Below are 21135 nucleotides of genomic sequence, written 5' to 3' on the forward strand. Positions count from 1 at the left end.
CGCAAAAGGTAACCGACAATCCCCGGTTAGGCTAACCGGGGATTCTCCAGACCATGGGCACATCGGCACCCACCCCCGCCCCTTTCGAGGAGAACCCCTATGCCCGCATCCACCCCTCGCCCCCACGTCATGGCCCTGCTGTTCGACACGGACTTCAACCGACCGTCGGGTACCCGCACCTTCCGCCACCTCGACGGACGCCCCTTCACCGACGAGGAACAGGCCCTCGCCGATGACGCCACCCTCGAAGAACTCCAGGCCGCCGGCGTCCACGTCCACAACCCCGAGGCCGGAGCGGCGGCGGAGGCAGCCTCGCTCGTACTGGCCGAGCTCCTGCTCAAGTACGCCGTCCAGCACCACAAAGCTCTCGCCGCCCTCATGACCGACGAGGACCTCATCGACTACGACAGGTTGGTCACCATCGTCGCTGCGGGCGCCGACGACTTCCGCCCGCGCGAGGGCTGAGCACACAGGCAAGGCGTCCACGTAGTAACCAGCGGCCAGCGGCTGGGAGACTTCCCCGCCGGCGGACGCCACATCGACTCGCAGGTTCCTCCGGCGCACTCAATGACCTTCGTCAGAGGTGCAGGACCACATCGAGGTGTTGCTGCACCGGCTCGAACAACCCGTACGGCACGTACTGCGGAATCTCGCCGTGGGCGACCCAGGCAAGCTCGGCCAGCTCCTCGGTGTCCGCGACGTGAGCAGCGCCGCCCACCACCTCGCAGGCTGTGTACGACATCAGCCGGCCCGTCTTCGGGTGAACCCGCTCGCCGAGCAGCTTCACAACGACCACGTCCAGGCCGGTCTCCTCCTGGGTCTCCCGCACGGCGGCGTCCTCGCGAGACTCACCCGGCTCGACCTCTCCGGCCGGGAACTGCCAGGAAAGCTCGCCCTCGCTTACCCGTCGCCGCACCATGAGCACGCGTCCTTGATGCACCACGATGGCTGCGGCGATGGGCCGCTGGCCGCCTTCCCTCATCTGCGTACCTCTTCCTCGATGGCACAAGCGATCTGCGGCCACGGAGCACGTAGTGCACCGACGAGTGACCAGTAGCCGTGTGCCGCGCGAACTAAGGCGCTGACCCCGAGGCGTACCGCTTCGGGGTCGATCGTGCCTATGACCCTCCGGGTGACACCCCCGGCCCCGCGGGGCGCGGGGGTGATCCCGCTGCCGAGGAGGAGCGTCGCAGTACGGATGGCATCCAGCGTGGTGGGTGGCGCCGTGCCGGCGAAGCCTCCGTAGATCAGCTCGTGCCAGCGTTGCTGGGTGCGTGCCCAGGCGAGGCGTTCCAGTCCGGTTCCCAGGTCTACGGCCATGCGGGTCGGGTCCTCGGCGTTCCACAGCAGGACGATGTCGCCGAGGTCGAGCCCGAGGTGGCGGAAGTGCAGTGTGATGCCCTCCACCTCGCGCCGGCGCCAGGGGGTCAGGGTCCCGTGGACACTCAGGTGGCGGGCGTGGAAGCCGAGTTGGGAGAGGACGGAAAACCAGCCGTCGAGAATCGCGCCGTACGCGTCAAGTCCTCCTACGGGTTGGACGCGGGAGACGTTGACGAAGGAGGTCAGGAAGCCGTCGCAGAGGTCGCCGGCGGTATCGCGTTTACCGGTGAGGCGGACAACCGGTTGGGGGAGGAAGCCTCGGCGGTACGTCTGGGGTCTTCCATCCTTGAGGAGCGGGTCGAGGGCCTGGATCGCCGAGATGGTCAGTTCTGTGTCGCGCCCCCAGCGGAGCGGGAGACAGTCGTCGCGTGGAGCTCCGACGTGGGCGAAGGCGGTCTCCAGGCTGCGGAGGAGTTCTCTCCACGAGGGCGGCCGACGTGGCGGGCGGTACGGGGTGCCTCGCCGCTGGTGTCGGATGTCGACGTGAGGGCCGTCGATGGTGAACTCCCACTGCGAGTGGGATAACGACCTGCGGAGCACGGAGGGTATCCGCGAGGCCAGTGCGTCTCCGGTCGTACGAGCTGTGCCGGTCAGCACGACCGGGACGCCATCGCCAGGAAGTGCCGGGCGGGGTCGAAGCGGTGCTGGCCGATCTCCTGAACCTGCCGGTGGTCGAGGGTCTCCGCCTGCTCGATAGCGAGCGCGAGTCGCTGGGCCGCGGTCTCGTCGTCCTCGTCCGGGTCGACGACGGTGATGGCGCCCGTCTGGTCGCACAGGGCCGCCTCGGCGCAAGTGCCCGTGCGCCAGGTAAGCGCAGCCATGGGGGTGCCGGCGCGGAGGGACTCGCCGAAGACGGCGGCGCCGGCTTCCACGTACGTGCGGGCGTAGGTGTAGACGAATACGGAGGCGTCGCGGATGGCGGCCGTCTTGGCCGGCCCTCCGAGTTCGCCGATCCACTCGACGTGGTCCGCGTCGAAGAGACGGGCGTGGCTCTGGACGTAGTCGTGGTCGAAGACCGGGCCGACGACGCGAATGCGGCGGCCGAGGATCTGGGCGGCGCGGACCGCCAGGTGAGGGGCCTTCTCTGCGTCGACGCGGCCGAGCCAGACGAGGTCGCGTCCGGCGGTCGCCGGCGGTTCCTCCTCGTCGAGGCCATGGTGCACGGCCAGCTCGGGGATCGGCCGGTGGTCCGCGTACCGCTCGATCATCTCGGGCGAGTAGCAGTACAGCCGGGAACGCCTGCCGTCGAAGGCGGTGGTGGCGTGCTGGAAGACCGGGGAGTGCTGGAAGGTGGCGACGTCGCAGTCCAGCGCATTCCAGGTGCGGGTCCAGGCGGGCAGCGAGGGGTACTCGTGCCCGACGACCAGGAGGTCGTACTTGGTGTCGCGGACGTCGCGCTCGGCGAGCGATCCGGGGGTGATGTCCTCCAGGCGGACCGGCTTGCGGACCCAGTCGTTCTCCAGGTCCGCGAGCCAGCCCGGCCCGAGGAGGTGTACGTCGGCGCCTGCGGCACGTGCGCCTACGGCGACCGCCCACAGCCATCGTTCGATCCCGCCGTAGCCGGCGGGCGGAAAGGCGTAGCTACCAGGGAAATCGCAGACGCCGACGAGCACGTTATGCCTCCGGTGTTCCGTCCGCCTTGATCCGGCGGAAGCCGAGGTACGGGAAGAGGGATTCGGGAAGGACGAGCGAGCCGTCCTCCTGCTGGCACTGTTCGAGGAGCGCGGCCAGCGTGCGGCCTACGGGCAGGCCGGAGCCGTTGAGGGTGGCGACGAGCTTGGGCTTGCCGTCCTCACCTCGGGTTCGGATGTTCGCCCGGCGGGCCTGGAAGGTGCCGAAGTTGGAGACCGAGGAGATCTCCCGGTACGTGTTCTGGCTCGGGATCCAGACCTCGATGTCGTACGTGAGCTGGGCGGAGAAGCCCGTGTCGCCAGCGGGCAGCTTGATGACCCGGTAGGCGAGGCCAAGCTCCTTGAGGCACGCCTCGGCGTGGCCGACCATCGTCTCCAGCTCGGCGTCCGCCGTCTCCGGGTCGACGATCTTGACCATCTCGACCTTGGCGAACTGGTGCTGGCGGATCAGACCGCGGGTGTCGCGGCCGTACGAGCCGGCCTCCGAGCGGAAGCACGGGGTGTGGGCGGTCATGGCCAGCGGCAGCTCGGCGGGCGGGATGATCTCGTCGGCGTAGAGGTTGGTCAGCGGGACCTCGGCCGTCGGGATGAGGAAGAGCTCGCGGTCGGCGACGCCGGTCTTAAACAGGTCCTCCTCGAACTTCGGGAGCTGGCCGGTACCCGTCATGGTCTTGCGGCTGACCAGGTAAGGGACCGCGTACTCGGTGTACCCGTGGCGGCGGGTATGGAGGTCGAGGAAGAGCGTGGCCAGCGCCCGCTCCAGGGCGGCGCCGGCGCCGCGCGAGACCGCGAAGCGCGGCCCGGACAGCTTGGTCGCCCTACCGAAGTCGAGGATGCCGGTGGCCTCGCCGAGATCGACGTGGTCCTTCGGCTCGAACGTGAACGTGGGCGGCGTGCCCACGCGCCGGATCTCGACGGCGAACTCCTCGGAGTCGCCGTCGGGGGCCGAGTCGTCCGGCAGGTTCGGGATGCTCAGGAGCAGGTCGCGCAGCTGGGCCTCGATCTCCTCCTGGCCAGCCTCGATGTCGCGGACCTGGTCCTTGATCTCGCGTGCGCGCTCCTTGAGCTTGCTGATGTCGCCGCCCTGCTTGGCCGTCTGCTGGACCTCGCTCGCCACTCGCTTGGACTCTGCCCGCAGCTCGTCGGCCGAGCGGATGTTCTGGTTGCGACGAGACTGGAGGGACTCCAGCTCGGACAGGTCCAGGGAGTAACCGCGACGAGCGAGCCGACGAACCGCGTCGGCACCCATGTCGATCAGGGCGCGGGCATCATGCATGAGGAAGATCCTTCTGATCCTGCGAGTGGGATGGGGATACGGAATCGACGGTAGCAACCGCCGAGCCGTCCCCGTTCCGGAATATCCCCCAGTCACCGATGCCGCCGGTGCGGTCCTGAACGCCAGTTTCAAGATCGTTCATCAGCGTTGCGATGAATTCCGGCAGCTCCATGTCCGGGATCGCGAAGGGCTCGACGTAAGGCGCTTCCGGAAAGAACAGGGGCATGGCCTCGCCGGGAGCCCGGTCACGGTGCCACAGGAGCACCGAGACCAGCAGCCCGTGGGCCACCAGGACGCGTGGACCGGGGTGATCCAGGGTCGCGAGCACCCCGGTGAGCATCCTGCGGATGCCCTCACGCTGCGACTCGCTCCCGCCGGGCGGGCGCTCGTGGGTGCCGTGGCCGTCGAGCCAGACGGCGTACTCCAGGAACGGGCCTCCCTCGAATTCCCCGTAGTCGAGTTCGTTCAATCGAGGATCGGTGATCAGTTCCGGCCCGGGGACTCCCATCAGCAGATTGGCAGTCTGCTGGGCGCGGGGGAATTCGCTGGCCAGCCACGTTTTCACGCTGTGGAGGGGCAAGCTGCTCCATCCCTTGTTCAGCGACCTGCGGCCTTCCTCGCTCAGGCGGATGGGCTTGGTCGGATCGCCGTTGACGAGGTAGCGCCGGCTGTAGTTGGTCTGTCCGTGGCGGAGAACGTACGTCGTCATGATCGGCTCCTTGGGGTCGGCGCCGACAGCCATGCGAGGACGTCGGCCATCCTCGGAGCGCGCGGATCACCGGTGTCGAGATAGAAGAGCAGGCCGTCCAGGGCCAGGGCCCTGCACCATGGCGCGAGGACGGGCACGGGAACGCGGGAGATCCGGGCGGCGGCGGCCAAGCGGGCGTCCGTGCCGTGCCCGAGGTCGTAGTACACGGTCCAGAAGGCCCAGTCGAAGGCCGCGTCGCCCACCATCGGAAGGGGATCGATCAGGCGGGGGTGGCCCAGCCAGTCGAAGAGGACGTTCTCTCGGTAGAGATCCGCGTGCAGGACGGTGGACCGAGCGGAGTCCTCCTCCAGGGTCACGAGGGCCGGGAGGGCCGCGTCGACGTGCTCCTGCCACGGGCCGACGTCAACCGATTGCAGTCGGCGCCGCACCCGGGGGCGTACCTCCTGGTGGAGATACGCGGTCAGGGAAGGAAGCTCACGCAGCCGGCGCCGACGGCGACCGAAGGTGTGGAGGCCCTGGAGGGCGGCGGCCACGGTGGGAAGCTCGCGAGGCGGTCGCTCACCACCGCCGGGGCGGCCTCCGATCATCTCCAGGGCCGCCACGGCCAGGTCGTCCGCCGCCTCGACGACGCCCGCCGTCGGCCCACCCGCCCATAGGCGTAAGGCGGTGACCTCGTCGCGGAACCGGGTGGGATCGGCCCATGCCTTGAGAAGCAGCGGACGTCCGTCGAAGGTTCCGGCCGTGACGACCACCGAGGCGTGTCCGGCGTCGTGGTAGGCCCCGAGCGTGAGCTTCCAGCGCTCCGCCGCGCGCTCCATCAGCTTGGGCACGGCGTCGAGCCAGCCAGAGACTCCCGGGCCATAGTGCGTGACCAGGCGCCGCCGGCATTCCTCGGATACCTCGCCGAGTGTCCGCTCCTCCATCAGCTCAGCACGATCCCGTCGGAGACCAACTCGTCGGTCAGCGCCGGGAACTCGTCCAGGGCCTCCGCCACCAGTGCCTGCACCTTGTCCACCTCGACGTCCGGGGACGACAGACGGACGAGAACGCGCCACGGCTGGTCGAGTCGCTGCCCGGTCGTGCTCACCAGGTGAACCTCGGCGTGGCCATCCGTCGCCTCGTGAAGCCGCTCGGCGAGCCGGCGGGCGGCGATGTTGTAGAGCTTGCCCACGTGGTAGACGGGGTTCTTGCCGTTGGCACCCTCCAGGTTCATCGGCCGCAGGGGCGTGATGAGGCCGTTGACGCGGTTGCCGCGGCCGACGACGCCCTCGTCGCCAGACTCGATCGAGCTACCGGTGTACGTGAGGTACAGCTCGTCCTTCTCCGGCACGTCGCGCGCGTTGAGCCGGAACCGCGTCTCGGCACCGGGCAGCCGGAGGTCGGCCAGGCGGTGGCACTCGGCAAGGACGCTCTCGGTGTTCCGCACGTACTCCGCGCGGCTGGCGACGAGCCGCGACTTCTGCGGGACACAGAGGACGACGTCCGCCTGCTCGCCGTCCCAGTAGCCCATGAGCTTCACGTCCGATCCGCACCACGCGTGCGAGAGGGTGAAATCGCTCTCGCCGGAGAAGTGGTCGACCAGCTCGCGCACGAACGACTCGAAGACGTTCTCCGGCGCCCAGCCCGTTCCCAACGACGTGTCGTTGGACAGTCGCACCCGCCGCTCCCGCAGGTCCTCGATCGATCGCGGGTTGAACCACCGCGTCCGGTCGGGCACCTCGTCGCCCGTGAGGACGGCACCGGGGCTGGAGTTGCTGGTGATGTTGAAGGTGATGTCCAGGTGGTCCGAGACCTCGGGAAGCCGGCGGGCGAAGAACGCCCGCACCTCGGCCTCCACGATCTCCTCCACGGGGATCCGTTCGCCGCCGCACATGGGCGCGGCACGCCCGTTGACGAGGACCCTGACCGGGGCGGTCATCCGGCCGGCGCCGTAGCGGACCTCGCTCGCGCCGCCGAGGAGGGCGAGCTTGTCGAAGTTGTGGTGCAGCACGGCGCCGAAGCGCTCGACGGTGTAGCGGCTGTACGCGCGGGACAGCTGCTCGGCGAGGTGGTCGGCCAGGGTGTCCGGGTGGCCGAGGCCCTTCCGCTCCACGATGGTCGTCGCGTCGGGCTTGGCCATGCCGGTGTCGACCACGAGCTGGGTGTTGCCGAGAATCGTGCTCGTTCGGGACATCAGGATCCCTCGTTTCGGGTCGGAAGATGACGGAGCACTGCGAAGGCGTGTAAGCGAGGCACGCCTCGGGAGCGGAGCCCACCACCGCGGCGCTGAGGAAAGTAAGCCGGAGACGCAGCCATCGGTCAGTGGACAGGGTTAACGGATTGCGCAGTTAACTGTTAACTCCCCACGTGAGGAGGGCTCTTGGCCCATCATTGAGCGGGGCACTGCGACGAACATCGGGGGAACGATGGGGGCGAAGAGCAGACTCCAGCAGGCCAGGCTGGACATGGGCTGGACGCAGGGCGAGCTAATCGACGCGTTGATGGCCGCGGCCCAGCGCCTGGGAGCACAGTCACCGGCATCAACGAGCTGGAAAACGCTCATCTCGATGTACGAGAACGGCCGACGCCCCGTGAGTCCGGACCACCGACCGCTCTTCCGGGAGGTGTACGAGGCGACGGACGAAGAGCTCGGCTTCGCATCCACCAGCACGAGCGTCGCCACGGCACAAAGCATGCTGCTGCCAACACCGGCAGCAGCGGTGAGCCGGACCCCGATGCCGGTGAACCCGGAGATGCTCGGCTACCTCACCTCGGTGCTCCAGCAGCACGCACAGGCCGAACCGTTTGTCGGCCCGCAGTTCCTCCTGGCCCCAGTGAGCAGCCAGATGCCCCTCATCGAGCAAATGTGTCGCGAGGCGTACGGTCCGCTGCGGCAGGAGGTCCTGCGCGTGGGGGCACGGTACGCGGAGTTTTTCGGCTGGCTTCACCAGGACACCGGCCGCACCGACGACGCCATGCGCTGGACCAGGCTGGCGATGGAGTACGCCCAAGAGCTGGGCGATCCGATGGTGATCGCGTACATGCTCCAGCGCCGCAGCAACATCGCCACGGAAGCGGGCCACGCCGGCCACGGCGCCGGCCTCGCTCTCGCTGCCCTCCGGTACGCCTCCGAGCTGTCGCCTCGCGTCCACGCCGTCGTACTCCGCCAGCTCGCGAACAGCAAGGCGAGCCTCGGAGAGGCCGCCGAGTCCGAGCGGGCCATCGAACAGGCTCTCGTGGCGGCCGACAGAGGCGACGATGACGATCTGGCCTTCTACTGCACGGTCTCGTACATCGAGATGGAAGCGGCCAACTGCCAGGTACGCCTGGAGCGCCCCGAGCAAGCCGTCGTGACGTACGAGAAGAGTCTGCGGCACTGGCCTGCCGTGCAGGAGCGGGACCGAGGGCTGTGTCTCGCCCGGCTCGCCACGGCCAACGCGATCCTGGAGGACGTGGACGGCGCGCACCGGGCCGCTGAACAAGCCCTCGGCATCGCGCAACGAACGGGCTCCACACGGATCCTCGGCGAGTTGTACCGGCTTCAACCGCGTCTTGCGCGCTGGCGCAAACTGGTGGAAGTTTCGGAACTCAACAGGGAGTTAGACCTGACCAAGCAGGTCGCCCCCTAGTCGACCGAGGGAGAGCCGTGAACTTGCTGCCGACCGCCACGAGCACCGATGTCCAGGAGCTGCAGCCCCGCCTCGCCGTGCTCCCAGTCGGCTCCTTCGAGCAGCATGGCACGTACCTCCCATTGATCACCGACACGGCGATCGCATGCGTCATCGCCCAGGAGATCATCGCCGCCTACCCCGTCCACCTCCTCCCGCCCATCACCGTCGCGTGCAGCCACGAGCACGCGGCGTTCCCCGGCACCGTCAGCATCAGCGCCAGGACCCTGTACGCCGTGATCGATGACATCCGCGCCTCACTCGCCCGCTCGGGCATCCACAAGCTGGTGATCGTCAATGGCCACGGCGGGAACTACGTCCTGTCGAACGTGGTCCAGGAAGCCAACGTCGACGGCCCAGCGGTCTCCCTCTTCCCTCTCGGCCCCGACTGGGACCGTGCCCGCGAGTACGGCGGCCTCGAGTCCGACAGGCACGCGGACATGCACGCCGGCGAGATCGAGACGTCGATCCTGCTCCACGCCGCTCCCGAGCTCGTCCGCGAGGGCTACGCCGACGCGGACCACGACAGCAGGCAGCGGCCTTTCCTCCTGGTCCAGGGAATGGCCGAGTACACGCAGTCTGGGGTAATCGGCTTCCCCTCGCTCGCCACGGCTGCGAAGGGGAAGGCCGTCCTGGAAAGCCTGCGATCGAGCTTCTCAGCACACTTCGATGTGCTCTGCCGACTGAGCTGACCCAGGAGGCACGGGGCACAGCCTGCGCGTGGCCGCGAGCACGGGAGCGTGGGGCCGGCCCCTCCGATCCTGGAGACGCTCGGCAGCAGAATGCGGGAACATCGCCATTCTGGTTGTAGGCGCTTGGTGGGACCGGTGCGACGGTCACCATGTACCGATGGTCGCCGCTCAACGATCGACAGTTAGCCATGCTCACCCGGATCGCAGAGGGAACGGATCCCGTCACCTCCGCGAGCCCGGAACTCGCCATCACTGCCCGTGCTCTCAAGAGTCGGGGCCTCATCACCATGCCCAGGCACGGTGGGAGGTGGCAGGCGGAGATCACCGATGACGGTCACTTCTACCTGGAACACGGCCACCACCCGGACCGGCCCGAGCCAGCCCCGCGCAAGCAGCGACCGGTAGGCGCCGAGCCGAAGCCGGAGGCCACGACACCTCCCCGTCAGCGGGTGGCGCCCCCGCCCGAGACGAAGCCGGCGCCCGCGCGCCCTGCGAAGCCGCCACGGCAGTCACCGGCGGAAATCGGCGCGGCTTTGATCGCAGAGGTACAGAAGGCTGGCCGGTTCCTTCGAATCCCCGACCCTAGCGATGAACAGCGGGCCCGCTATCGCCGGGCGTTCGACGCAGCGCGGCAGTGTGCCCCGGACGGCTACCACCTGAAGTACAGCGGGCGGGCGAAGGGAGACTTCTTCCTCGGCCTGCTCCGGGTGACGGGCGAGGACGACACCGAATGGAACCGGATCCGCCTGGCACGCAGCCGAGTGATCACCGACGTCGAGGACGTGATCGCGGCGGTCGCCGCAGACCACAGCGCCTTCGAAATCTCGGACGAGGTACTCCCACGGGTGCTCACCCTCCTTCGGCTCCTCGCCGAGCAGGCCCTCGCACGGCACGGCGAGATCGCGGCGTCGAAGAAGCGCAGGCAGCCGAGGCCGCTGCTCACGGTCCACGGCAGGACGTACGAGATCAGCTTCAAGGAACGGCAGAAGCAGGTCCGCTACGTGCCCACGCAGCCGGGCCGGCGGACGTATGACTGGCAGCGGGTCACCCCGGCGCACCGGTTCGAGCCGTCCGGAGAACTGGAACTGCAGGTGAGCCAAGGCTCGGGGTACAGCTACGGATACCGCTACGGCTGGAAGAAGGAATGGTCCGACACCGCCAAGAAGCCGTTGGAGGACCAGATCGACGCCGTCCTCCGAGCACTGAAGGCCCGCGCGGAGGAAGAAGAGCAGGCCCGGCTGGCGCGGGAGGCGGAACAGCAGCGTCAGCGTGAGGAGCGGGAACGGCAGGAGGAGGAACGCCGCCTACGAGAGGCCAAGGAAGAAGAGGACCACCGCCGGCGGGAGGCGGAGAAGAAGGAGCGCACGCAGCGGAAGTGGGAAGCGGCGGTTAGCGTCGCGACGATCAAGGCGGTGGACGCCGTACGGGTCGACCGGTTCGGCACAGCCCTGGCGCAGTGGCGGGCCGCAGGGGAGATGCGGGCCTTCTGCGCCGCGCTCGACGAGGCCGCCTCCGCCTCGAACGACGCTCACGAAGCCGAGAGGCTGCGCGAGTGGTCTACGTGGGGGAAGGCGGAGGCTGACCGGCTCGACCCGACCGTGGCCGGCAGGAGCCTGACCGGCCACAGTCTCCACGCGGAACCCACGGACGACCAGCTACGGCCCTTCCTCGGCGGCTGGCACCCGCAGCGGCCGGAGAAGGAGAAGCCTCCGAAACAGGAAGAACCCAAGGCGGAGGCTGAACCGCCCAAGGCGGAGCCGGAGCGGTGGCGCGGCTTCACCGACGAACGTCTGGACCAAGGCTGGAGATATGGACCCCAAGGTCGCGCTCAATGGTGGAGGCGATGACGCCGTGCCCGCGGTCACGTAGGGCCTTCACCGACTTCTCCACGAGCTTCCCGAGCCGGACGACCTCCTCGCGCAGGGCGACCAGCTCGTCGTAGCGCTCGGCCTTGTCCTGACCACACCACTCCCGGACGGTCCGCAAGACGGCCGCTTCCGTGTCCAACTTGCGGTCGTCCCGGCGGCTGTAGGAGTACCAGGAGGACTGCGTGCGCTCCTGATCGATGGCCTGCTGCCTGCGGTCCACCTCTGGAAGGATGTCCTCGGCGAGGCGGCCAGCCACGACGCGCGCGATGCGCTCCGTGACCGGCCACCCTGCCAGGCAGAGCCCCTCGCGGTTCTCGTGGACCATCGGATCGCCCCGCAGCTCATCGGGTTCCACCCCGACAAACCTGGCGCCTTCGTCGAGACGGCTCATTTCCAAGATTCCGGCGTCAGCGGGGCCGCGCCGCAGGCGCAGCTTGCTCTTCGGGCGAACGAACCCAAGGACGAACCGCGCCGCCTCAAAGGCGGCACTTCCTCGGGCGCCCCGCGACGCCTCGGCCAGCCCGAGCTCGTTCCCGTCGTCCGCTCGGAACGCCTCGACGTCCTCCCAGCGCGCCACAAGGGAACTCGGGTTGACCCACTCCTGCAGCCCGGCGTCGTCTCCCTTGAGGAAGCGCACGTGAAGCCAACCAGACCTGCCGCTCCCACCCACTCGAACGATCTCAACCTGGCGAACCGCGGCGCCCAGCTCCTTCGGCCTGGCCCGGTAGGCCCAGTGCTCACCAATCTCCATGTGCCTATTCAGCCAGCTCGGTTCACCCCCTCGCCCAGCCGTTGCGAAAACGAGCGCTGGAGGGCAGCGCTTGCTGAAGTTCCCTAGCCAGGGCAGCTCCTCCGTGACAGTTGGCCGAATGGTGCTCACGGCAGCAGCCGTCCAAGCAGTCCAATAGCCCAGTCACGTGATCGCACCGACCGCAGCGTCGTGAGACATCCGCACCAGGCATCTCCCCCAGGCAGTCACCCTGTTCACCGGAGGATTCCGCTTTGACGCCCGCGACACAGAGCTTCCCGATCGGCTCGATCGTCCTGTACCTGGGGAACCGCGCCAACGTCACCGGCTACACAGCCGACGGCGACGTCGAGATACGCATGCTCAACACGGGAAGCGAGCTCTCCGTCCCTCCAGGCAGGCTGGCACCCCTGACGTCCCCCGCCCCGCCGAGCCCCTCCCGGACCGGACTGATCTTCGGCGTCGGGGTAGCCGGTGTACTCGCCCTGGCGGTGACCTACGGACTCTCCGACACCGACAGCAGCGAGCCCGCATCGGCAGCCCCACAGACATCACCGACGGTGGAAGCACTCACTCCCTCTTCGGAGGCAGCGCCAACAGCGACGGCAGACCCTGGCACCGGTGACGCCACTCCATCCGTGGACCCCAGCTATGGAGCTGGGGTGCCCGCATGGGTCAGGCACCTCCAGGACGTGAAGGCGGCGTACATCCAGCCCGGCAACCCCGAGGAAGCGGACCCGGCTGACCGCCGCGACTCGATTCAGATCGAGTTCACCGGCGGCGACGCCGGCCAACACTGCACCGCCGCGAGAGCACTGGCCGGGACCGAATACGGCATCATCGTCACCACTCCGACTGGCATGGCGGTGGACTCAAACGACTGCCTCAGCGTGAGCCTCGATTCACCCTGAGGGCCACCTCCCGGCTCAATTCTGGTCTCAATTACATCAGTCCAGGCCCGTGCGGACCTGGATATGCCGGAACCGCTTCGGGAGGCCGTGAGGCCAACTTAAGGTGGGATCCGTTACCAAACGAGGGAGTCCCCAGCATGGACCCGATCACCGCAGCGGCCCTCGCCGCGCTGGCCGGCGGACTCGGCGGCGAAGCCGGACGTCAGGCGTGGCAAGGACTTACCGCGCTGGTGCGGCGCCCGTTCGGGCGAGCCGCGGCACAGGGAACGCAAGAAGACGGGACACCGCAGGTCAGCTCCGGCGAACTGGAAGTCGCCGCGCTGGAGGGAGACCCTGTCGACCCGATGCGCGCACAGGCACTGGCCACTGCCCTCGGCGTACGAGCGGCCCTGGATGGAGAGTTCCGCGTACTGCTCGAGGAGTGGTGGCAGCGAGCACAGCCCAGCTCATCGAGTGGCGATGTCCACAACAGCATCAGCGGCGGCACCCAGAACGGTCCGGTGCTTCAAGGGCGGGACTTCTCAAGCCTCACCTTCAACCTGACACGCACCACAGGCTCACCCAACAGGGACTGATCGGCAGGGGCTCGTCAAACTCGCAGCGTCCCGGTCGCAGGCCAGACGACCGGGAGATTTGGCGGTGCACATTGGTTGGAGTGCCATGTACGTGGCAACTACTTGTCCGTTTCTTGAAGCCGATGTCGTGCTCGCGTCAGCTTCACTCGGCCCTGAACCTAAGCTCCGACACACGACCCCGCTACAGCAGAGCGCTCCTGATCGATCACTCCGAGGGAATCATTCAGACTGCGAATTCAGCCAAGCCTGGATAAGCATCGATGCATCCCTTTCCTCGGCTGCAGACTGTTCCAGATCTTCTTCCCATGCCACGGTGCGAAACAGCCCCCTCTCCCGCCATTCATTCAACGGTTCTTCGAGGTCCTCGCCATTAGCCTCATCCTGAAGCCGCCTTGCCGCGCTATAAACCAGCCGCAATTCCGCACCGGCAACATGATAATCGTCATACGGCGGCAACAGCTGATCATGCAGGGGCAGGTTTCTATCCATCTCAACACAGCCGAGATAGCTGGAAACCGTTTCACGCATCGCCGCGTCTAGGTCCGCCGCCTGCTCCTCGCTGAGCCCAGAAACGGTAGAGACAGCGATGTTGAAGGACTTGATCAGAGTGGTAAGCCCAGGAACCGTGAGGGTCTTCCAGAGTGCAGGTTCCCGGGCTAGGAAATGAGCAGCGAGGTCAGCAACCGCAACCCCGTTGTCGTTGAAGAGCAGACTCGCGACGGCCACACCCAGATCACGCCGATACTCGGGGACAACCCGCGAGACCTGCGTCAACACGTCTCGGTCGATCTGCCCAGGCAGTACCTCATCCTCATTAAACAGTAGAGCGATACTCTTGCGGCTCACAGTTTCCCTTTCCCGGGATTTACCCAAATGGAGCTGCGAGAGCTCCGACTTTGACAGTTCGTTACGGAAGTCCATCCACGTCAACCCGGGCGGCTCCGGAACAAGAGACTGCTTTGCGTACTCCAACTGAGCCTGCGCCAGAGTTTCCGGCTGCCCGAACGCAAGCGCGGAGATTCGAATCCTCCCTCCTTCCGATACCGATGCCACAGTGCCGATACCTGAGAAGACCAGCGGCTCCTGAGCAGCTTCATGGAGCGTCGTAGTCGCCGTCGCCGTCGTTAGCCAACGTGGGTCAAAGGTGACGATCACCCTCCTCGCCCCAATAGAGAAGGCAAGGTAAGGATCCTTGGTCAGCACTCCAGTCGGTTCCTTGAGCGGAGGCTCGGGCGGGTTGTTGCAGCGCATAGCGCCTTCAAAAGAGACCAGAAGGCCACGATGCACCTTCGCTGCCGTGCCTTCGCTGAGCGTCACCGCCTCCGCGTCCCACGTCTCGAACAACGGGCGAACGATCCGGACGAACTCTCCAGGCGCCATCCCCTGCCCGGCAAATGGCCTCGTGCCGTCGAGTCCGGCTCTTCTTGCTGCGGTCGCCACCGCGTTGGTCTGTGCGAGCATCGCCATCCTTGGCAGGTTGACCAAGTCGACACTGGCGAACCGGGCCCTCCAGATCTGCGATGACCTGCGCAACTCCTCAGCGAGGGCCTCGTCAGTAACCTCGGCTACTGACGGTGGTCCTGTCATCGTGATGTTCACGTCGCCGTGAATATCCCTTGCCTGGACGGCAGGCCCATCTACCTGCCCGGAGAGCTCATTGCTGACATGAGACGGTTTCCGGAGAGCACCCTCTCCGCCCCCGACCTGCTCCACTACTGCCTCCCGACCTCTCTCACCCCGTGTGATCGGCTACCTGGCAGACAGTCAACACCATCTTTCGTATCTGCAAAGGGTGTTCAAGGCGACCTATGGCTGCCGGTCTGAAGGCAAGGCCGGACCGCTCACCGCGGCTGCGGAGCAGCAGGATGTTTCCAGCTCAGCGCCCCAGATAGAGTCGGTTAACAGGAACGGCTCGCCGAGTTCACGTCGGCAGGGACAGGCAGCAGTCCCGGTCTCAGTTCTGGTCTCATTCGCCCCCGTCCGGGCCCGTCCGCACGAGGTCACCCCGAACGCTCCGCCGCAGGTCAGGACGCCCGCGACCCCCGCCGGACCCCCGTACGAACATTTGGAAAGCGTGTTGGGGGCAACCCCTCACGAGTTCGAATCTCGTATCCTCCGCCATTGCTCTCACCGGGCAATTTGCTGAAGGGCCCCACCGTTCGCGGTGGGGCCCTTCGGCGTTGTCCGGGGCGGTCAGACCCCGGCGGCCGGGAGGCCGGATTCGAGGAGGTCGAAGACGTAGGCCGCCTCCGGGGCCACGACGGCGGCGATGCGGGCGTTGGACTCTCCGGCCAGGGTGAGTTCCTGGATGCGCTGGAACAGCAGGCGGTGGGCGGCGCCGAGGAGCGCGGCGGCCGCCCGAGGGGTGATGGCCACCGGGGTGTCGGTGGGTTCGGCGCCCGCAAGGGCCTCGGCGAGGGCCTCCTCGCGCAGGTCGTGGAGTTCACGCAGTCGCGCGCTCAGGGTGGGACTGTCGGCGACCATGCGAGCGAAGGCCGGGCCGGCGAAGCCCGCGACGGGGTCGCACGTCTGGACCGCGTCGGTGAACTCGCGACGCAGCGCGGAGAGCGGCGACTCGCCCTCGGCCCGATCGGCGACCGCGCGGGCCAGGGTCGCGGTGAACGTCTCGTGGTGGTCGAGGGCCAGGTCCTCCTTCCTCGGGAAGTAGTTGGTGACCGTCTTCTTGGCGACGCGGGCCGCCGTGGCGATCTCGGCGATGGTCGTCTGCTCGAAGCCCTGCTCCATGAAGAGGCGGGTGGCGTGGTCGGAGATCAGCTGCCTGGTCTCCTGCTTCTTGGACTCGCGGAGTCCCGTGCTCTCGGTGGCCATGGGACGAATCTTACACTCGACGTAAAAATATGCTTGACCGACTCTCGATGCCGTGCGTAAAGTTACGTCCGACGCAAAAATCGCCCCGGGGAACCGGAGAGAAGGGGTCGCGCATGCCGAAGCCGACTCGGCGGACGACGACTCCGACGACGACGCCCCGCATGGAGACGCGGGTGGAGGCGAGGATCGGCAGAGGGATGCACCGCCAGGAGCTCGCGCTTGCCGCGTGCCGCTCCGCGATCCGCGCCGCGTTCGACAGCGCCGCGGTGTTCGCCGCCGCCGGAACGGGCGCCGGGCCTGCGGCGCCACTGCATCAGCGGCAGCGGCCCCGTTACGGCCGCTACGGGGCGAGCGGCCCCGCCCGGAGCCGGGTTCAGGCGCCGCGCCGTACGTACTGAGGAAGGAATCTCCCGACTGGACGCCGACCCGCCTGCCGCGTCACCGGCCCACCGAGCCGCCACCCAACCGCCGACCTGCCGACCCGCTTCCCGAGGAGCCACCGTGAACGTCTCTGCCTCCACCCTCTCCCTCACCGTCGCCGACGTGGACGCGTCCCGGGAGTTCTTCACGACCCACCTCGGCTACCAGGTCGCCATGGCCGCGGACGGCTTCGCGTCACTGTCCCGCGAGGACCCGGCCGTCGACATCGTCCTGCTGCGCCGCGGCACCGAGGTCCTCCCGCCCGAGCAGCGCGACCGGCAGGCGGGGGGCCTGATCGTGGCGTTCACCGTCACGGACCTCGCGACGGAGGAGGCCCGGCTGCGCGCGGCGGGCGCACCGATCACGATGCCGCTGCGCGAAGAGCCGTGGGGTGAGCGGCTGTTCCAGCTGACCGACCCCAACGGGGTCGTCGTCCAGCTGGTCGAGTGGGTCACCCCGTCCGCGGACCCGAACGGGACCGGGGAGCCGGCGCCGGCCGAGTGGGCGTGACGGTTCGGAGGAAGTCGTAGGGCCGGTGGGCCGGGGCGCGTCTGCGCTCCGGCCCACCGGCATGTCACGTGCGGTGCGGGGGCGCGCCTGGGTGTCGACCTGGGGCGATGGCGGTGAGCCGAAAGTGTCCCGGGCCCTAGAACGGCCTCATTCACTGGATCGGGGGGTGATCAGAGGGAGGGACGTTCCTGCGGTCATCGGTGTGTAGTGATGCCGATACTTTCTGTGATGACCAGTCGGCTCGACCAACAGGGGTTATCGATGAGGAAGTTCGCTACGGCGGTGGTGGCCGCGGGGCTGTTCTTCGGGGGGATGGGGGTGGCGGTGGCCAGCTCGACTCACAAATTGGTCATGCGAACACCGGGCGTTGCCTTCGTAGGCACGTACGCCTGGCAACCCACGACCAAGGTGCCGAGCGGTCTCCATGTGAAGGGTGAGCTGCGAGACGAGAACGACAACGACGGCCACAACGTCTACCTCCGCGTCAAAGTCGAGGAATACCCGTGGGGTGACCTGAAAGGCATCCAGAGGGCTGACATGAAGGTTGACAAGGTCTTCTCTGACGGAGCAGTTCTGAAGACCAAGGAAGTACGCATGCAAGTTTGCCTCGACCGCGGGTCTTTGCGCCCTGACTACTGCTCGCGAGAACGACTGATCTCGAGGAAGTAGCCACCGGTTCCGGGGGCCGCGGTCTACGCGGCCCCTCATCCTCATGGAGCGCACTGCAATGGAAACCATCCTCCACGCCGAGGGCGTGGAGCTCTTCTACGGCAGCGAGCAGGCCGTCAGTAGAGCTGATTTCACGCTCAAGCGCGGCGAGGTGGCCGCCATCACAGGAAGCAGCGGCTCAGGTAAGTCTTCACTGCTGTACTGCCTCGCAGGGGTTCTCCCACCGACGAACGGCACAGTCACCTTCGACGGGATTCCGCTCTCAAGCCTGCCGGACGGTGAGCTGAGCGCCGTACGTCGCACTCGCCTGGGGTTCATTTTCCAGTACGGGGAGTTGCTTCCCGAACTGACCGTCGAGGAGAACGCAGCGCTTCCCCTTCGACTCGCCGGCATCAGCAAGACGCATGCCCATGCGATGGCCGCCCAGGTTCTGAAGCGGCTCGGGATGGGCGATCTACTGAGGCGGAGGACCTCGAAGCTGTCCGGAGGGCAAAGTCAGCGAGTCGCGGTGGCTCGCGCTCTGGTCCACCGGCCTGACGTGGTGTTCGCAGACGAGCCGACGGGGGCGTTGGACAGCGCGAACGCGGCAGCGGTGCTGGAGGAGTTCCTTCATCTGGCGCGTAGGCAGAAGACAGCCGTGGTCATCGTGACCCACGATGCCGACGTCGCCGCCAGGGCGGATACCCAGTACACGATGTCGGACGGTGTTCTGGCGCAGAGGGTGTCGGCGTGAACGCCTTCAGCCTCGCGCTGCGGCTGTTATGGAGAGGCGGGCGCCGGGGGCGGGTTCGCTTCCTCCTCATGGCGATGGGCTCGGCACTCGGGGTGGCGTGCCTTGCCGCGGTGCTCACCATCCCTTCGATCCTCGCCGCTCATGACGCGCGCACGGCCGCCCGTGAACCGCGACCGGGCACAAGCAATGTCCTCTTCCAGGAGCTTCGCGAGCCATACGGGGCGCAGCCACTCCACAGGGTGTTTGTCGCCCGCAAAGGATCTGGACCCGCTCCCGTCCCTCCCGGGATCAGCAAGCTCCCGGCTGCTGGTGAAGCGATCGTTTCGCCGAAGCTGAATGAGGTTCTGACTGCCAAACCGCAGACAGCGGGCCTGGTACCGGGACGGGTGACGGGTGTCATCGCGCCGGACGGACTGGGCGATAGCAATGACCTGTACGCCTACATTGGGACCACACCAGCTCAACTGACTGAAGCTGAAGAGTTGGGTGACTTCGGCACCGGTCGTTCCTGGCGTCAGATCGTCGAACCATCCACTCTCAGCATCCTTCGCTTCACTCTTGGGTGCATCGTGCTGCTCCCACTCACCATTTTCCTTTCCGTCTGCGCCCGGCTATCGGGCGAGTCTCGCGCCAGGCGACTTGCAGCGCTTCGCCTCGTCGGTCTCAGCGCGAAGGACACCCTTCGGGTAAACGCGGGAGAGTCCGCGGGCGCCGCGCTGGTCGGTGCAGCCCTTGGGATCGCGGGGTATGCCGGAATCAACCAGATCATGGCTCGGGTAGGGCTGCCTGGGCTGCACTGGTACCCGGAAGATGGAAAACCGTCAGCAGTGACCATCGCAGTGTGCCTCTTGGGATGCCCGGCACTCGCGTGGCGGGTAGGGCAATTCAGCGCGAGGCAGGCAGCCCTCACACCGATTACTGTGCGCAGAGTCGGAGAACGAAGGCCTCCGCGGAAGTGGGGGATGCTCTGCCTCATCCCTGGGATGGGAATTATCGGCGGCTACTGTCTGCTCAGCCTCGCGGGACGCGATCCGTCGGGAGGGGACGCTTCTTCCCTGCTGGTTCCCACTGCAGTACTACTCACGGGTGGCGGACTCGTCTTCGGTCTGGTTCCTATCACTGCTTGGCTGGCGAAGCGGCTCGCCAGACGTGCAACCTCGGTCCCTGTATCTCTGGCTATGCGACGTACGGAAGTTGACCCCGGATCTTCCCTGAGAGTCGTCACTGGGCTGGTGCTGCTGGTGTTCGGTGCGGCGCTCACCCAGGGCGTACTCATCGAGCTCGACCAAGTCAGTCGGCCAACTGCTCCTCTTCAGGAGTACAACGTCCGTCTGGACCAGCTCAGCCAGTCGCAACGAAAGGCACTGGCCAACGTGCCGGGTGTACAGACACAGGTGGTCTCGTACACGTCCTGGGACCCGCTTGATGGCACAGACGTGCCGCACGCTGACCTGGTCGTCTCGACCTGCGCTCAACTCGCCGTCTCCACCCACCGGGCCACAGGGTGCAAAGACGACCGAGTCATGTCGTTGCGCGACCGGCGCGCACCACTCAGATACGACCCGAAGGCCGGTGAGCGGTACCCCTTCATGCTTAAGGGCGGCCACAAGGGCGTGCTCACCGTGCCGAGCGAGCAGATCGACGTTCGCCCCTGGGACCTCTCCGTCTTCGACTCAGGCACTCTGCTCGTGCCACCGGCCCTCCTTCCCCCCCATCTGGACGACTCCAACGGCACCCTCACCCTCGTCAGCGACTCCGACCCCGAGACCGTTCGTGCCGTGCTCGATGGGATCGGGGCCGTGGCTCCCACCTCGCCCGTCGAGCCCGTCGGGATCGTCATCGACTCGCTCGCCCAGCTCACCGTCATTCGCAGTCTGCTCGCCGTCGGGATGGTGCTCGGGCTTGTCATCGGGGTGGCCGCGTTCGTCGTGTCCGTGGCCGATCGGGCTCTGGAGCGGCGCGCTCAGGTGACCGCGTTGGCGTTGTTGGGGGCTCGGGCCGGGACGTTGCGGGGGGTGCAGGTGTTGCAGGTCGTGTTGCCGCTCGCCGTGGGGTTGGGGGGTGCCGTCGTCGCCGGGTGGCTGGCCGAGTCCAGTTATCTGATCACCGGCGGTGGCGCCGTGCACTGGGACTGGGAGGGGCTTCCCCTTCTCGTCGCCGCCGCGCTCGGCGTCCTCCTCGTCGCCGCCCTCGCCTCCGTCCCCATGGTGCGGCGGCACATCGATCCCGAGCACATCCGGCGGGATTGATCCGGCGGTACCGATGAGTTCCCGGCCGAGCGGGGGTCTTCCCTGAGGAAGTCACCCACCCCGACCCTGGAGTCCCCCGTGGCCGAGAACGTCGTCAAAGGTCCCGCCAGCTACTTCCCCTCCATCGAGAAGAAGTACGGCCGGCCGATCTCCGAGTGGCAGGACCTCGTCCGCTCCTCGCCCCTCACCAGGCACATGGAGCTCGTCTCCTGGCTGAAGGCCGAGCACGGGCTGGGCCACGGGCACGCGAACGCGCTCGTGGCCCACACCCTCGCCGAGGGGAGGTAG

23 protein-coding genes are annotated in these 21135 nt (G+C 67.4%); 13 read left to right on the forward strand and 10 right to left on the reverse strand.

Annotation, left to right across the window (positions count from 1 at the left end; genetic code table 11):
• The first annotated feature begins 99 nt into the window (after positions 1-99).
• Positions 100-465 (forward strand): hypothetical protein, encoded by a 366-nt coding sequence (locus ACY0MR_RS17740; protein ID WP_473561559.1) that lies wholly within the window; start codon positions 100-102, stop codon positions 463-465.
• 112 nt (positions 466-577) lie between these two features.
• Here the strand turns inward: ACY0MR_RS17740 and ACY0MR_RS17745 are convergent, their stop codons facing one another.
• Positions 578-982, reverse strand: coding sequence for an NUDIX hydrolase (locus ACY0MR_RS17745; RefSeq protein ID WP_473561561.1), 405 nt, complete (start codon positions 980-982; stop codon positions 578-580).
• A complete protein-coding gene (locus ACY0MR_RS17750) occupies positions 979-1407 on the reverse strand; it encodes a hypothetical protein (RefSeq protein ID WP_365544487.1) in 429 nt (142 codons plus the stop codon). The genes ACY0MR_RS17745 and ACY0MR_RS17750 overlap by 4 nt, the downstream gene beginning before the upstream one ends.
• 51 nt (positions 1408-1458) lie before the next feature.
• On the opposite strand from ACY0MR_RS17750, the gene ACY0MR_RS17755 reads away from it, so the two are divergent.
• Positions 1459-1905, forward strand: coding sequence for a hypothetical protein (locus ACY0MR_RS17755; protein WP_226652058.1), 447 nt, complete (start codon positions 1459-1461; stop codon positions 1903-1905).
• A 65-nt stretch (positions 1906-1970) separates the two neighbouring features.
• On the opposite strand, the gene ACY0MR_RS17760 is transcribed toward ACY0MR_RS17755, so the two are convergent.
• From ACY0MR_RS17760 to ACY0MR_RS17780, 5 genes are all read right to left on the reverse strand, one after another.
• A complete protein-coding gene (locus tag ACY0MR_RS17760) occupies positions 1971-2993 on the reverse strand; it encodes a glycosyltransferase (protein ID WP_473561563.1) in 1023 nt (340 codons plus the stop codon).
• Between the two features lies 1 nt (position 2994).
• A complete protein-coding gene (gene serS / locus ACY0MR_RS17765) occupies positions 2995-4287 on the reverse strand; it encodes a serine--tRNA ligase (RefSeq protein WP_473561565.1) in 1293 nt (430 codons plus the stop codon).
• Positions 4280-4996, reverse strand: a complete 717-nt coding sequence (locus ACY0MR_RS17770; RefSeq protein WP_473561567.1) for a histidine phosphatase family protein — start codon at positions 4994-4996, stop codon at positions 4280-4282. Before ACY0MR_RS17770 ends, serS begins: the two co-directional genes overlap by 8 nt.
• Positions 4993-5826 carry an aminoglycoside phosphotransferase family protein gene (locus ACY0MR_RS17775; protein WP_473561569.1) on the reverse strand — a complete coding sequence of 278 codons (834 nt, stop codon included), beginning with the start codon at positions 5824-5826 and terminating at the stop codon, positions 4993-4995. The genes ACY0MR_RS17770 and ACY0MR_RS17775 overlap by 4 nt, the downstream gene beginning before the upstream one ends.
• A 92-nt stretch (positions 5827-5918) precedes the next feature.
• Positions 5919-7169 (reverse strand): methionine adenosyltransferase, encoded by a 1251-nt coding sequence (locus ACY0MR_RS17780; protein WP_473561571.1) that lies wholly within the window; start codon positions 7167-7169, stop codon positions 5919-5921.
• A 271-nt stretch (positions 7170-7440) separates the two neighbouring features.
• Between ACY0MR_RS17780 and ACY0MR_RS17785 the strand changes: the two genes are divergently transcribed.
• The 3 genes from ACY0MR_RS17785 (at position 7441) to ACY0MR_RS17795 (ending at position 11182) form a co-directional block, all read left to right on the forward strand.
• Positions 7441-8604: a hypothetical protein gene (locus ACY0MR_RS17785; protein WP_473561573.1), complete on the forward strand. Its 1164-nt coding sequence runs from the start codon at positions 7441-7443 to the stop codon at positions 8602-8604.
• A 26-nt stretch (positions 8605-8630) separates the two neighbouring features.
• Positions 8631-9335, forward strand: a complete 705-nt coding sequence (locus ACY0MR_RS17790; protein ID WP_473561831.1) for a creatininase family protein — start codon at positions 8631-8633, stop codon at positions 9333-9335.
• Positions 9336-9523: 188 nt separating this feature from the next.
• Positions 9524-11182, forward strand: coding sequence for a PE-PGRS family protein (locus ACY0MR_RS17795; protein ID WP_473561575.1), 1659 nt, complete (start codon positions 9524-9526; stop codon positions 11180-11182).
• On the opposite strand, the gene ACY0MR_RS17800 is transcribed toward ACY0MR_RS17795, so the two are convergent.
• On the reverse strand, positions 11112-11954 hold the full coding sequence (locus ACY0MR_RS17800; RefSeq protein ID WP_473561577.1) for a PE-PGRS family protein: 843 nt from the start codon (positions 11952-11954) through the stop codon (positions 11112-11114). The two genes, ACY0MR_RS17795 and ACY0MR_RS17800, sit on opposite strands and share 71 nt — an antisense overlap.
• A 251-nt stretch (positions 11955-12205) precedes the next feature.
• On the opposite strand from ACY0MR_RS17800, the gene ACY0MR_RS17805 reads away from it, so the two are divergent.
• Together ACY0MR_RS17805 and ACY0MR_RS17810 are read left to right on the forward strand one after the other, a co-directional pair.
• On the forward strand, positions 12206-12862 hold the full coding sequence (locus ACY0MR_RS17805) for a hypothetical protein (protein ID WP_473561579.1): 657 nt from the start codon (positions 12206-12208) through the stop codon (positions 12860-12862).
• A gap of 137 nt (positions 12863-12999) precedes the next feature.
• On the forward strand, positions 13000-13437 hold the full coding sequence (locus ACY0MR_RS17810) for a hypothetical protein (protein ID WP_473561581.1): 438 nt from the start codon (positions 13000-13002) through the stop codon (positions 13435-13437).
• 219 nt (positions 13438-13656) lie between these two features.
• Here ACY0MR_RS17810 and ACY0MR_RS17815 read toward each other — a convergent pair whose 3' ends face one another.
• Both ACY0MR_RS17815 and ACY0MR_RS17820 read right to left on the reverse strand, forming a co-directional pair.
• Positions 13657-15036, reverse strand: coding sequence for a hypothetical protein (locus ACY0MR_RS17815; protein WP_473561583.1), 1380 nt, complete (start codon positions 15034-15036; stop codon positions 13657-13659).
• 594 nt (positions 15037-15630) lie between these two features.
• Positions 15631-16266 carry a TetR/AcrR family transcriptional regulator gene (locus ACY0MR_RS17820; RefSeq protein ID WP_473561585.1) on the reverse strand — a complete coding sequence of 212 codons (636 nt, stop codon included), beginning with the start codon at positions 16264-16266 and terminating at the stop codon, positions 15631-15633.
• A gap of 113 nt (positions 16267-16379) precedes the next feature.
• Here ACY0MR_RS17820 and ACY0MR_RS17825 point away from each other — a divergent pair, with 113 nt between their 5' ends.
• The 6 genes from ACY0MR_RS17825 to ACY0MR_RS17850 all read left to right on the forward strand — a co-directional run bounded on the left by ACY0MR_RS17825 (position 16380) and on the right by ACY0MR_RS17850 (position 21135).
• Positions 16380-16664, forward strand: coding sequence for a hypothetical protein (locus ACY0MR_RS17825; RefSeq protein WP_473561587.1), 285 nt, complete (start codon positions 16380-16382; stop codon positions 16662-16664).
• A 103-nt stretch (positions 16665-16767) separates the two neighbouring features.
• Entirely contained in the window at positions 16768-17196 is a 429-nt protein-coding gene (locus ACY0MR_RS17830) for a VOC family protein (RefSeq protein ID WP_473561589.1), read from the forward strand.
• 228 nt (positions 17197-17424) lie between these two features.
• Positions 17425-17865 (forward strand): hypothetical protein, encoded by a 441-nt coding sequence (locus ACY0MR_RS17835; protein WP_361851863.1) that lies wholly within the window; start codon positions 17425-17427, stop codon positions 17863-17865.
• Positions 17866-17923: 58 nt separating this feature from the next.
• A complete protein-coding gene (locus tag ACY0MR_RS17840) occupies positions 17924-18598 on the forward strand; it encodes an ABC transporter ATP-binding protein (RefSeq protein ID WP_473561591.1) in 675 nt (224 codons plus the stop codon).
• Positions 18599-19830: 1232 nt separating this feature from the next.
• Positions 19831-20847, forward strand: coding sequence for an FtsX-like permease family protein (locus tag ACY0MR_RS17845; RefSeq protein WP_473561593.1), 1017 nt, complete (start codon positions 19831-19833; stop codon positions 20845-20847).
• Between the two features lie 78 nt (positions 20848-20925).
• The gene (locus tag ACY0MR_RS17850; RefSeq protein WP_361851854.1) at positions 20926-21135 is read left to right on the forward strand and encodes a DUF4287 domain-containing protein; all 210 of its coding nucleotides are present in this window, start codon (positions 20926-20928) and stop codon (positions 21133-21135) included.

It is taken from the genome of Streptomyces sp. JN8, from assembly GCF_055808075.1.